The organism is Desulfatiglans sp. (genome assembly GCA_012513605.1).
Lineage (GTDB): Bacteria > Desulfobacterota > DSM-4660 > Desulfatiglandales > HGW-15 > JAAZBV01.
On record JAAZBV010000154.1, the window covers coordinates 93,136 to 105,370 of the forward strand.

The 12,235-nt window shown below is 42.7% G+C and carries 11 protein-coding genes; 9 read left to right on the forward strand and 2 right to left on the reverse strand.

What is annotated here, in order from left to right:
• The 6 genes from GX654_21010 to GX654_21035 all read left to right on the forward strand — a co-directional run bounded on the left by GX654_21010 (position 1) and on the right by GX654_21035 (position 3,289).
• Positions 1-162 carry a hypothetical protein gene (locus GX654_21010; GenBank protein NLD39344.1) on the forward strand — a complete coding sequence of 54 codons (162 nt, stop codon included), beginning with the start codon at positions 1-3 and terminating at the stop codon, positions 160-162.
• A gap of 16 nt (positions 163-178) precedes the next feature.
• Positions 179-508: a hypothetical protein gene (locus GX654_21015; protein ID NLD39345.1), complete on the forward strand. Its 330-nt coding sequence runs from the start codon at positions 179-181 to the stop codon at positions 506-508.
• 19 nt (positions 509-527) lie between these two features.
• On the forward strand, positions 528-947 hold the full coding sequence (locus GX654_21020; protein ID NLD39346.1) for a hypothetical protein: 420 nt from the start codon (positions 528-530) through the stop codon (positions 945-947).
• Between the two features lie 237 nt (positions 948-1,184).
• On the forward strand, positions 1,185-2,060 hold the full coding sequence (locus GX654_21025) for a PDZ domain-containing protein (GenBank protein NLD39347.1): 876 nt from the start codon (positions 1,185-1,187) through the stop codon (positions 2,058-2,060).
• A gap of 9 nt (positions 2,061-2,069) precedes the next feature.
• The gene (locus tag GX654_21030) at positions 2,070-2,951 is read left to right on the forward strand and encodes a PDZ domain-containing protein (protein NLD39348.1); all 882 of its coding nucleotides are present in this window, start codon (positions 2,070-2,072) and stop codon (positions 2,949-2,951) included.
• A 53-nt stretch (positions 2,952-3,004) separates the two neighbouring features.
• Positions 3,005-3,289 carry a hypothetical protein gene (locus tag GX654_21035; protein ID NLD39349.1) on the forward strand — a complete coding sequence of 95 codons (285 nt, stop codon included), beginning with the start codon at positions 3,005-3,007 and terminating at the stop codon, positions 3,287-3,289.
• A gap of 732 nt (positions 3,290-4,021) precedes the next feature.
• Here GX654_21035 and GX654_21040 read toward each other — a convergent pair.
• Complete coding sequence (locus GX654_21040; GenBank protein ID NLD39350.1) at positions 4,022-6,949, reverse strand: DEAD/DEAH box helicase; 2,928 nt, start codon at positions 6,947-6,949, stop codon at positions 4,022-4,024.
• Positions 6,950-7,091: 142 nt separating this feature from the next.
• On the opposite strand from GX654_21040, the gene GX654_21045 reads away from it, so the two are divergent.
• The 3 genes from GX654_21045 to GX654_21055 all read left to right on the forward strand — a co-directional run bounded on the left by GX654_21045 (position 7,092) and on the right by GX654_21055 (position 11,267).
• Positions 7,092-7,616: a hypothetical protein gene (locus GX654_21045; protein ID NLD39351.1), complete on the forward strand. Its 525-nt coding sequence runs from the start codon at positions 7,092-7,094 to the stop codon at positions 7,614-7,616.
• Between the two features lie 109 nt (positions 7,617-7,725).
• Positions 7,726-10,824 (forward strand): S8 family serine peptidase, encoded by a 3,099-nt coding sequence (locus GX654_21050; GenBank protein ID NLD39352.1) that lies wholly within the window; start codon positions 7,726-7,728, stop codon positions 10,822-10,824.
• Positions 10,825-10,856: 32 nt separating this feature from the next.
• Positions 10,857-11,267: a hypothetical protein gene (locus GX654_21055; protein NLD39353.1), complete on the forward strand. Its 411-nt coding sequence runs from the start codon at positions 10,857-10,859 to the stop codon at positions 11,265-11,267.
• A 9-nt stretch (positions 11,268-11,276) separates the two neighbouring features.
• Here the strand turns inward: GX654_21055 and GX654_21060 are convergent, their stop codons facing one another.
• Complete coding sequence (locus GX654_21060; protein ID NLD39354.1) at positions 11,277-12,185, reverse strand: SDR family NAD(P)-dependent oxidoreductase; 909 nt, start codon at positions 12,183-12,185, stop codon at positions 11,277-11,279.
• Positions 12,186-12,235 lie beyond the last annotated feature (50 nt).

Genomic DNA, 12,235 nt, shown 5'->3' on the forward strand with positions numbered 1-12,235 from the left:
ATGGAATCAAAATTAATTTTTGTGTTTACTATTTTTCTGGCAGTATCAGGTTGTCAGAGTATTAAAAAAACTGATGGCTTTGCTTTGGTTGTGACACCTGTAGAGTTGCAAATCGCCTCCGAAGATGGCGAAGATGCTGAAAACGATCAGGGTTACAATTAATGTCTGCGTAATGAATATGGCAAATATAAAGACTACTATAACTTCAGACGGGAGTCCCTACAGGAGAAAGGGGGTTCTAATAAATAAAGATTTTGAGATAGTAAAAATGGTTGATGTAAATACAGAATTCAAAAAGGTTTATGATCCGAAACATCCTGATGCTGGTTCAAAAGGTTATGTCCATTACCCTAATGTTAATGAGGTAGAAGAACAGGTTCAGATTATGAACATGCAGCAACTGGAACATGCAATTATAAACATAATAGAAAAGTTAAAAATTAACGCCGTGGCCCAGGGCACACCTGATCATTATAAACTCTATAGGTCTATAAATTTGGATAATTAGTATCATGGAGTAAATCGTTATGGAAAAACATGGATTTTCTGGCATATGGAAGCTGAATCCTGATAAGTCTGGCTTTCTACCGAACACAAAAAACCAGATTCTCACAATCAATACCGACGGCATTGATATCTCAATAAGCGAAGAACTGGTAAATGACAGGGGTGAGCATCTTTTCATTTCAGTCAATGGCAGACTTGATGGAAGCGACAGTCCGGTCACTGGCACTATGTTTGCCGATACAGTAGCTTACCGCCTTGTGGACAACCACACTATCGAAGGGATCGCAAAGAAGAATGGCCGCATCTGCGTAAAAGAAACAGCAGTGCTTTCAGAAGATGAGAATATTGTTAATGTCACTTATAATAGTAATGATGAACATTGCAACATCCAGGTATTTAATGGGATATTTGAACGTGTTGTCGACGAATTTATTGATTAATAATATGGTAGTTATCTTACAGATAAAATCTTCAGGTAAAATTTTCGCCTATTTAACAGGAGGTTTCTTTTTTGCATAGCTATTAAATAATTTTTCCCTATGCTAGGTTCAGTCGTGTATACTTTTGATATTTCAATATATAACGTAGGTAGAAAGGTGAAATAAATTTGGAATATGGAGTGGTTGTCAGAGCTCATCTGAATAGGAACAGCGGCATTTATTAGAAAGGGAGGTATAATGTTCAAGAAGGTCATTAGAGTATTATCAGGTATTATAATAATCAGTTTGTTTCTATTTTTTATTATCCGTTTTAACAGATCTCAAATAACTGATGCATCAGTAATAAATAGCCATGATGAGGAGATATCTTCAGCACTTGCAGACATACAAAAGCGGCTGACTGCCCTTGAAGATCAGCTTGATATTGAAGCGGGTCATCTTATGGACCTTGAAGCCTTGATAAAGGATATCCATAAAAAACCGGTAGTAAATACAGATAATAAAACTAAACCAGAACAGACAATAAAAACTGCGAAGACTATTGAAGAGGCGATTAAAATGGCGCAGATGCAGATGAAAAATGAAACAGGAAAAAATGATCGTGCATCACAGATAGCCCGTTTTATAGAAGCTGGCTTTTCCGAAAATGATTCCATGTGGCTCGCGGACAAGATAGATGATATCCGGATAGATTCAATGTACGAAGGGTGGGAAAATGCTCGCAGGAACTATTTAAAGGAAAAATCAAAAAGAAAGTCCGGGATGGAAGAGCTTAAAGAGCGATTAGGGCCTGATGGTTATGAAAAGTACTTTAAGGCGATGGGAGATTTCGTGAGCGTTATTGTAGAGGGTGTTATGGATAAATCACCGGCGGATCTCGCAGGATTAAAGAAGGGTGATGAAATCATCAGCTATAATGGCGAGCGGATTTGTTACAACCTGGAACTTTCGGAGGCCATTGTTCGTGGTGAACTTGGTGAACCGGTTATGCTGGAGATAATCCGCGATGGACAAAAGTTAAAAATACCTATGGAACGAGGTCCACTGGGAATCTTAACAGACTGGGGCGCAGGGGTGCTAATTCCTGCTGAACAGGTAGAAGGAAAGAAATAGGAGGTCATTATGTATAATAAAACAGTTATAATAATTTTGGTTGGGATCATAATTGGTTTGCTCTCATTTATAGTTGTCCGCATTGAGGGTATGCAAGATAAAGATACATCGACTGTTAATATTCCTGATTCAAGCATATCAGCTAACCTTGCAGACATTCAAAAGAGGTTATCTATTTTTGAAGAAAGGATGCAGGATGAAAAGAACAGACGCATTCACCTGGAAAATTTACTGGGTGGATCGAATATCCCTGTTAATGCTGCCAGCATGCAATTAAAGCCAGAAAAGTCTCCGATTACAAATACAGAAAACCTGACAAGAGTAGTTATTGGGAATGAAACCAGTAAAGACAAAGAGGGCGAAAGAGAAAAAGAGATAGCCCGTTTTGTAGAGGGTGGGTTTTCAGAAGATGAAGCCCAATGGATTGTAGAGAAGAGAGAAAATATGTTTCTGGATTCCCTTTATTCACAATGGGAAAGCAGACATCAGCGATACCTTGAGCAAGGCTCAACGAGAAAGACCGCTACAGAGGAAATCAGGGATCGTCTGGGTCAGGAGGGTTATGAACGGTATCTCAAATCCATTGGGTCTGATGTAAGCGCTGTTATAGGTGGTGTTATGGAAGGAGCACCCGGTGAGCTGGCAGGGCTGAAAGAGGGAGATGAAATAATCAGCTATAATGGTGAGCGCGTTTATAATCATATGGAACTAGCGGATATTTCTGCACATGGCGAGTTAGGTGAACCTGTGACACTTGAAATAATCCGCAACGGTGAAAAAATGCAGATACAGATGGAACGCGGCCCGCTTGGTCTTTATGGCAGGATAAAAGAAGGGGTTTACAATACCTCAACGCTACCGGCGCTAGCGCTACCGTCGCTTCCTGAGTAATGGGACGTACACAGCATTAACCCGACATCTTTCAAATTTATAGAAGAAAAAAAATGAATAACAAAAATGATTCGATTGAAATATTTGAAATCTTAGAGAAGATCGCCTCGCAATTTAATAAAGAGTCAAAAGAATATCAGGCAATTGAAAAGGCTTCATGGGCTCTGCATTTTATAAGGCAGGAAGAGGTTGCGGCTAGATTTGAGAAATTCATAAATGATGTGAATCGACCATTAACAAAGGAGCAGATAAATCATATGCATTCAATGGGGATACTTTCTGATGAATCATCAAAAACAAAAAATAATGGGAACCTTTTTCAGCGGCAAGAGTATTAGTAAATAGGGGTATATAAGACAAAGACTTGGCTCAAAGCTGAAGGCTCAAAGCTCCATCAAGAAATAACCTCTTTCAGGGTGGATACTAATTCACCACTCACCAATGGAGAAGCATTATAAAAACTAAAATTGATTACACCTTTACTGTTTTGCTGATTATTTTAGGCGTCTGTCATACATCATTTACCCCGGTATTTTATAAAACATTTGATCTGAATGCCCTTTGGTTTGCAGGGACCGGGTTGGCATTTGTGTTTCTCGGATTGATCAATGTGTTCAGGCTGCAAACAACCGTGATGTTTATCAGGTTACTATGTTCAATAAGCAATGCACTTGCCTTAATTTTTTCTATTTTTATATTTTTAAAGATGGCCCAAGCCCAGGTATTTATTAGTCTTTTTATTTTACTAATCCTGCTTGGTCTTTCGCTAATGGATTTTAGATTATCACGTATTGCAAGATGACATCATGTCATCTATTAATTTTAGATATTTCATGAAAAGGACGTTGCAAACAGCGCTTATCTAATAATAAGTAGATGAAACTTGCATCGTCAGGCTTAAATGAGATGGAATCTGTTGAGGCATACAGGTTATATGACCCTGAGCCCCTGAGGGCTTATGTCTGTCAGTAAACAGCCCGCAAATATAAGCAGTATCCATATCTTTCTCACATATGCACTGTAACCTCTGTTGATATCCATTTAAGTATCCTTATATAAAATTGAATTTTCTAAAAGCTGATAAGCTCCATAAGCTCTTCCCTTGAAAAGCCCTTTAACAGGCCGGGGTCATCCTCTTTTATTATGCTCTCCATAAGGTCTTTTTTCCTGCTTATTATTGCAGAGATCTTCTCTTCAAGTGTTCCTTCAGTAACAAGCTTGAACACCTGTACACCGCGCTTCTGGCCTATCCTGTGAACCCGGTCTGTTGCCTGATCCTCCTTTGCGGCGTTCCACCACCTGTCATAGTGTATTACCACAGATGCGGCTATAAGGTCTATGCCAACTCCGCCTGCCTTTAGACTCCCGATAAAGACCCTGCAATCAGGATCATCACTGAACCTTTTTATGATATCACCCCTGTTGCGGCTCTTCCCGGTAAGAGAGATGAATCCGGTGCCCTGTTTGGCAAGATATCTTTCAATAATATTAATCATGTCGAGATACTGGCTGTATACCACTACCTTCTGACCGCTTTCAATCCCCTCGTTTAGGATTTCCTTAAATAGCTCCCACTTGCCTGATTCATATCTTTCATATTTTTCAGGGGCCTTTTCAATAAGTGCAGGGTGGTTACATATCTGTTTAAGCAGATTCAGGAGTGCGAAGATATGTATGTAGGGGACAGATGCCCTGCCATTTTTTAAAGTATCAATAAGCCCTGCGCCCCTTGATTCAACCGCGTTCCTGTAGAGCATAACCTGTTCTTTGCTGAGGGTGCATTTCAGCACATCCTCTATTTTTTCAGGCAGCTCCTCTAATACGCTCGTTTTGAGGCGACGAAGAATAAACGGGGAGACAACCCTTGCCAGCTCTTCCTGCCTTTCCTTTTTCCCCTGTTCCTGTATTGCCCTGATATATCGCAGGTAAAAATCCGTGTCAGACCCCAGGTATCCCGGCACAGTCAGGTCAAAGAGTACTTTAAGTTCTTCCAGACGGTTTTCTATGGGTGTTCCTGTAAGCCCCACTTTAATGTCTGCATTGATCTGCCTCGCGGCCCTGTGTGCCTTTGTTTCAGCATTTTTTATGTGCTGGATCTCATCAAATACAGTAACAGGGAAATGTCTCTCTGCAAGTTTTTCAATATCCCTCGTTAATATCCCGTATGACGTAAGGATAAGGCCGCCTGTCTTTATTGCCTCTTCAAGGTCACGCGCCCCGCCATGATATACGGTTTCCTTTAGAGAGGGGGCATGTTCCCTGATCTTTGCCTGCCAGTGGGAGAGTACAGTCATCGGGCATACAACTAGAAATGGCCCGGTAATTCCCTGCTCTTCTCTCAGTGAAAGTAAAAAGGCCATTACCTGATGTGTCTTACCAAGCCCCATATCATCGCATAGAAGTCCGCCAAAAAAATTTTCATACAGGTAGTAAAGCCATTCAGTTCCGAGCTTCTGGTATTCCCTGAGACTTGATCTTAATCCCGCAGGTACAGGCACAGGCCTTGATGGTTTCAGGGCAAGTATATTTTTAAGCAGGTCACCCACTTTTGATTTATTCCCGACAACATTAAGGTTTCTGCTGGATGTTTTAAAGCGGAGCAGGCCCGTTCTTGTCAGCTTTAATACTTCTGAACCGGTGTCAGGGTCTGTACCCTTAAAACAATCTGCTATCGCCCCTATTTCGGGTGACCTTGTATCTACCCAGCCGCTATCCGTTACAATATATCTCTCCCCGTTTTTTACAGCCCTGAGTATGTTATTAAGAGAAAGATCGCTGTTACCGAAACGGTATTTGATGGAAACCCGGCAGAAGTTTCTATCAATTGCCTCAGGCGATAAATCAATCCTTTCATATTCCTTCAGTATTTTGGCTGGCTTGACTTCCTTTGTAAGGAGAGTATCACTGTGAGCAGTCTCGCGTTCATCTTCATCAGCAAGCAAAGGGATCGCAGATTTTTTAAGGGCCATCTTCACGGGCGCCCTGAATTGTCTCTCTTTGCCGGGCCTTTCAAGCTCCGCCATAATACCAGGCTCAGGAAGATATATGAGGTCGTCATATTTGAAGCGGTCAATCCCCTCGCCTTTTAAAAACCCTGCTTCGCCCCTTTTTTGTATCTGTTTGATGAGAGGACGCACATCAAGATCAAGTTCTGTAGCATCTGTTACATTGAAGATGGATTTCAGGGGTACAGGATTTACAGGTAACCCATGCTGGTTCAATAAAAGATCCTTAAAGGTCAAAAGGAACATCCTGACTGTCTTTGCCGGGACGTTGATCCTGAAAACAGGCGTACCGTATCTGTTATTGCATGTAACAGTGAACCCGCCTGATCTCCTGTTAATGGCCGGGCTGAATGTGAATGATGCATTCCCCAGCTCTCTGAATGCATGATAGGCCAGACGGAACCAGAAACTCTCTTCCAGCATCTGTCCCCTTGTCCTGAATCCTCGTTCAATCATCAACCATGCACTTTTTGACATTGACTGATGATACAGGTTACTTAAGACAAGATTTCTGGCAGGGGAGGTATCCCCTTCCATAGTCTGAGGCCTCCCGATGCAGCGCTCTATAAATCTTGAGGTATCGCTTTCGCTGGAAAAATAACGTAACAGCTCATTATTTTTTGCATCATTTACAACGATGATATCTCCGGAATTTTGCTGAACCTTTTTCAGGCTGATTTGTCTTACAGGGGCATTGTTCCCCTCAACAAGCACTGATGCGACCCTGTACCAGACCCCTGACCTGAAAAGGGTATCAAAGGATTCTTTTGTAAGGGCGTGGGATATCTCGTGAAGCTCCTGCATATGAGCACAGACCCCCTCTTTTTGAAGCATGCAGGAACAGAAGATTTTACCTGATGGGGCATCTTCATTTTTTATATAAAAGGCAACCCCGGGGCTTTTATCGGATGGCGCTGGCAGCAGTGCTATTGAGTTACTGTGAAACTCAACACGGTCAAGTAATCCGGTTATATCAGGTTTTGTTGAGGACATGGTCTAATAATAAAAAAATATTTAAATTCTCAAGTAAAATGACTTAACTGCTAATTAATTCTGTAAAAGAGGGATTCTTTATAATATATTCCTCTTTTGTGCAACATGTAGATTTTAGAATGAAAAGAATGCAGGCCAAATAATGGAAATGAATATAAACAGGCAAATCCTTTCTGCCCCCCTCCTCCCCAAAGCCCTAGAAACCGGTGATGAAGGAAGCGCGGTACTTATGATTCTTAATAACCATTTAAACCCTGTTAAGCCGGGGAGTGACTTTAAATTGCCCACATTTAACCTCTCCCAAGCCATTTTGAATGCCCTGCACTCTGCCCGAAGAACAAATAGATTGATACAAGGGCTTGAGGAGACAGAAAAAAAACTGGATGCTGAGAGGGCAGGGATAGTACAGGCTGATAATAAAGCTGGTGCAGCAAGAAATGAACGAATATCCAGGCTGGCTGTTATTGCAAATGACGGAAGTGATCGTTTTTACAGGCAGGTAAAAAAAATGGTTAAAAACAACTATCCGAGGGTGCTCGCATTATGTATTGATGTAAGCTCCTATGAACTTGGCGAAAGGCTCTATGGCCCGGAAAAAAGGGCGCTATTTTTACTCTTAAACCATAAGGATGCAGTTATTAATCTATTGAAATCCCTCATTATTTAGAATATTCGATGACCAATAAATAACTCAAGGTTTTATCCCCTTATACCGATAAGGTACGATAGACTTAAAAACCATGTGGAGTAGAGTTTTAAACTTGATCAATAACCATATGATAAAACCAATTTTTAGCAGCAATACCACAAACAAAAAGATAGTATTTGCCTTTATAATCCCCATATTTTTTGTCCTTTCAGGGGTGCAGTTTAATGCATCTGGAATTACGCCAAGGCGATCTGATGATACCTTAACTATTGGGCATTCCTCAGAAAAGTTTTTTCTTAACATTATTGAGGGGCGGATAACCCTTGTTGCAAAGGAGAGCCCGCTTGGCCCCATACTGGAAGAGATAGGCAAGAGGAGCGGGGTTAAGATAATCTTGAGCCCAGCCATTCGGTCAAACCGGGTGACCCTTGACTGGAAAGCTATCCCCCTTGAGGATGGTATTAAAAAACTGGCAGGAAGCACAGGGCTTGTATATAAAAAAGATGAAAATGGTGCCATATATTTATCAGAGGTGCATGTTCTCCCGTCATCTCCTGAAGGGCCCGGCAAGGTGGATCATGAAGGGATTGAACCCAAAATAGCCTTAGCATCTATCAAACCGGTGGAGGGGAGCAGCCCGCAGGATGAACAAGGAACAACTTCATTAGAAAAAAAGATATCAGGAGCAGAAGATAAAAATGGCCGCATAGTAATGAATGAAATGGTGATCCGCTTTAACAGGGAATTGAGTGAGGAAGAGATTAATAAATTTCTTATTGATTCAAACATCAGCATTAAAAAATATATAGCCGCACTTAACTATCATATCCTCTCACTGCCCGAAGGGATGACATATTATGACGCACTTGCATATTTTAAATCAAAAAAGATGCTCTACCAGGCAGAGCCCAATTATATTATACCCATAAAGGCTATACCCGATGACCCCTCCTTCCCATTGCAGTGGGGGCTCAATAACAGCGTTGGTCCCAGTGTTAATGGTGCAGATATAGATGCACCCGAGGCATGGGATTTTTCTGACGGGGGCAGAGGGGTTGTGATAGCGGTAATTGATACAGGGGTGGATTATACCCATGAAGATCTTGCAGATAATATCTGGCAAAACCCTTATGAGATCCCTAGCAATAATATAGATGATGATGGCAATGGATATATTGATGATGTTATGGGCTGGGATTTTGTTGACAGACTATCAGGCAACCCTGACGAAGATTATGAAGGGCAGGACAATGACCCGCTTGACAGGCATGGCCACGGCACACATGTTGCCGGTATAATTGCTGCTGTTGCAAACAATGGAAAGGGTGTTGCCGGGGTTGCATACAACAGCAGGATAATGGCTGTAAGGGCTGCATACATGGATCAGTCAGGTGAGGGCATTCTTGAAAGCGCGGATGCTGCGCAGGCGATTCTCTATGCAGCGGAGAACGGCGCAGATATCATTAACATAAGCTGGGGCGACTATGTGGAGTCAGCCATTATCAGGGATGCGATTGCTTTTGCCTCATCCAGGGGCATAATTATAAGCGCCTCTGCCGGTAATGACAGCACAGGCAGCAGGATATACCCTGCTGCATTGGATAACCCAGCCATTATTGCTGTGAGCGCCACAGACAGGCATAACAACAGGGCAACCTTTTCTAATTATGGAAACTGGATTCATGTATCTGCGCCTGGTAAGGATATCTACAGCACAAAGCCGGGTAATACATACGGATACCTGAGCGGCACATCAATGGCTACGCCACATGTATCAGGCCTTGCCGCCTTGATTATTTCGGCAACACCCGGGATCAGCCCCCTTGAGGTAAAGGCAAGGATAATGAATTCGGTTGATGTGATGGGGTCTCTTGAAGGTAAAAATATTTCCTCAGGCCGCATAAATGCATATGCCGCTCTTATGCCCGGCGCTTCAGGCCCCTGTATATTCTCTGTTTCACCTTATCGGGTCCAGGAGGGGGAGGCCATAACAATATCGGGTTATGGTTTTGGCGAAAACCAGCATGAGGGGTTTGTAAGCATCACAGGATACATGCCTCTTAACATAATATCATGGGGCAATGGGCATATCGTCTGTCAGGCCCCACGGGGTGAGCATACAGGGTGGCTTTCAGTAACAACACGGGGAGGCACAACAAAAGGTATTTTGGTTGATTCAGTAATAAATCAGTATGATGAAACCCTCTCCACAAACAGATTTATAAATGGAGGAATAAGGCAAAACTGGCATGGTGATGATCAGTCCTGGTCATACACCCTCCCATTTGCCTTTCCATTTTTCGGGCATGAGTATAAAGAGTTGTTCATATCATCTAACGGATTTATTGATTTTGCGAGCACGACCCCGTCATACCTGAAGTCAGAGGAGATGCTTTCTGGAAGGGTCATGATTTCACCCTTCTGGGATGACCTTGTAATAGACCCTGTTGAGCATCCTGAACATGATATCTATATACACATGCCCTCTAACGATTCAATCTGTTTCAGATGGAGCGCAAAAAGTTATTATACTGATAGCGATATCAATGTGGAGGTCACCCTTCACAGGGATGGAAGGATAGAGTTTAATTATGGTGAAGGTAATTCAGCAACATCCCCTGTAATAGGAATTTCCGCAGGGGACAGTAAAAACTATCTGCTTTCAACATTAAATAGAAAAAGCCTGCTCTCGTGCGTGGACACTGTTATTTTTATTCCGGGTGACAGAAAGTTCCCCTTGTTTCTTAAAAAGGGGTGGAACCTCGTCTCAGTGCCTGTGCGTCCGAATGACTCTCTTGTGCCCATAGTGCTGGGGGATGCCTATAACAGCATTGAAACCATATGGGGATATTTTTACAATGCATGGCAAATACATATTGCAGGGATGTTCCCGGAAAGTGACTTTTTAACCATGAAGGATAATTACGGCTACTGGGTGAATTCAGGAGAAAATGCCTTGAGGATAAGGATATCAGGGGAGTTGGCCCAGGGCGCCATATCACTCAGTAAGGGGTGGAACCTGACCGGATACAAATCCTTTGAGATTAAACCTGTTTCCGATGCAATATCCTCCATAGCCGGAAAGGTGCAGTCGATCTGGACATATAAAAATGGTAAATGGTATGTTTATGACCCGCTTCATCCTGAATTCAGTGATCTTGTTTTCATGGAGCCGGGTTTGGGCTACTGGATAAATACTAAAGAATCATGCGAATGGGCACAGTAGGGATATGAAAGGGTTTTAAAGGAATATTTATCATGAAAAGAATATATATAACTTTTATAATACTTTTATGCTGCTGTCTTGCATATGCAGCAGGCCCTGCCTTTCCTGCAAGAATAGGCGGCTCGGTAACTGTTGATGGTGTGCTGCTTAATGCTGCTACAGGCAGGGGATTTACATTCAGGGTCACGGCAATGGATGGGAAAGATTTTTCACCGCAGGCACTGGACATGGACGGCCTTAATGGCGCCGGTAAATATATTATTGATATCCCTGTTCATGACCCGGTAACCCAGCCCGGAGGCGCAAAGCCTGAGGGCAGGGCAATCATCCATGCATATAAAGAGAAGAAGGCCTTAAAGGTTATAAGCCCTGTGGGTAGTGAGTTCACTGTGGGCAGGGGCGGTTCAATTACTATAATTGACCTTGTGGTATCGTCACATTAGTAAAGCTCTCTATTTCAGCTCATTGGCCCTTGATCGTGCATCCCTGCGCGATTGCCTTCGCTTTTCTTCATGCACCTCTCTTATGGGATCAAAGGGTTCATGGGGAAGCGCATTAATGATCTCATCAAATGATTCCTGAAACTCATCCTTAAACTCAGGATGGGGCAAAATATAAAAATCATTTCGCTCTATTCCCTTTAAAACCTTGGTTCCTACTTCAAAGGGATTCATGCCTGTAGGCAGCACCTCTCTGAAAACATGCCCTGTAAATGCCCTTGTTTTACCGGTTACATCATCCATGCTTCCATCAAATCTTTTAAGTCTGTTCTCCTCGCTTTGATGCAGGTTTGTTGCAACTGTACCCGGGCATAATACCGAGACCCCGATCCCAAAGGGTGCAAGGTCATAACGCAGGGATTCAGATAATCCGCGGATTGCAAATTTTGTTGCCGAATAGATACCATTCCCAGGCCCTGCCACAATACCGGCTATTGATGATGTGTTTACAATATGCCCTGACCCCAGCATTTTTAACCTTGGGATAAAGGTCATGAGGCCGTTAAACACCCCTCCCAGGTTTACTGCCATCAGCCAGTCCCAGTCAGAATAGCTGGCCTGGTCCATTGCCCTTATTATATTCACACCTGCATTGTTGCATAGTATGCTCACAGGCCCGAATACCTTTTCCGCCTCAATAGCGGCCTTTTCAAAACCTTCCCTGTCTGTAACGTCAAGCAGGATCGGGTGAACCGCATCTCCCTTATTACCAAGGTATCTAACCGCCTCATCAAGATGATCCTGCCGAAGATCGGCAATAACCACCTTCACGCCTGCCTGAGTAAAGGCCTTTGCCATCCCAAGGCCGATCCCGCTTCCGCCACCTGTAATGAATGCTGTTTTCCCTCTGATCTCCTTCATATCATTCACCTAAAAAGGGTATACAAAACCCATAAGACAAGTTCCGCAAT

Excerpts from the sequence above, each read along its gene's own strand:
- GX654_21010 (NLD39344.1), top strand. The coding sequence starts at position 1 with ATGGAATCAAAATTAATTTTTGTGTTTACTATTTTTCTGGCAGTATCA.
- GX654_21015 (NLD39345.1), top strand. The coding sequence starts at position 179 with ATGGCAAATATAAAGACTACTATAACTTCAGACGGGAGTCCCTACAGG.
- GX654_21020 (NLD39346.1), top strand. The coding sequence starts at position 528 with ATGGAAAAACATGGATTTTCTGGCATATGGAAGCTGAATCCTGATAAG.
- GX654_21025 (NLD39347.1), top strand. The coding sequence starts at position 1,185 with ATGTTCAAGAAGGTCATTAGAGTATTATCAGGTATTATAATAATCAGT.
- GX654_21030 (NLD39348.1), top strand. The coding sequence starts at position 2,070 with ATGTATAATAAAACAGTTATAATAATTTTGGTTGGGATCATAATTGGT.
- GX654_21035 (NLD39349.1), top strand. The coding sequence starts at position 3,005 with ATGAATAACAAAAATGATTCGATTGAAATATTTGAAATCTTAGAGAAG.
- GX654_21040 (NLD39350.1), bottom strand. The coding sequence starts at position 6,949 with ATGTCCTCAACAAAACCTGATATAACCGGATTACTTGACCGTGTTGAG.
- GX654_21045 (NLD39351.1), top strand. The coding sequence starts at position 7,092 with ATGGAAATGAATATAAACAGGCAAATCCTTTCTGCCCCCCTCCTCCCC.
- GX654_21050 (NLD39352.1), top strand. The coding sequence starts at position 7,726 with ATGATAAAACCAATTTTTAGCAGCAATACCACAAACAAAAAGATAGTA.
- GX654_21055 (NLD39353.1), top strand. The coding sequence starts at position 10,857 with ATGAAAAGAATATATATAACTTTTATAATACTTTTATGCTGCTGTCTT.
- GX654_21060 (NLD39354.1), bottom strand. The coding sequence starts at position 12,185 with ATGAAGGAGATCAGAGGGAAAACAGCATTCATTACAGGTGGCGGAAGC.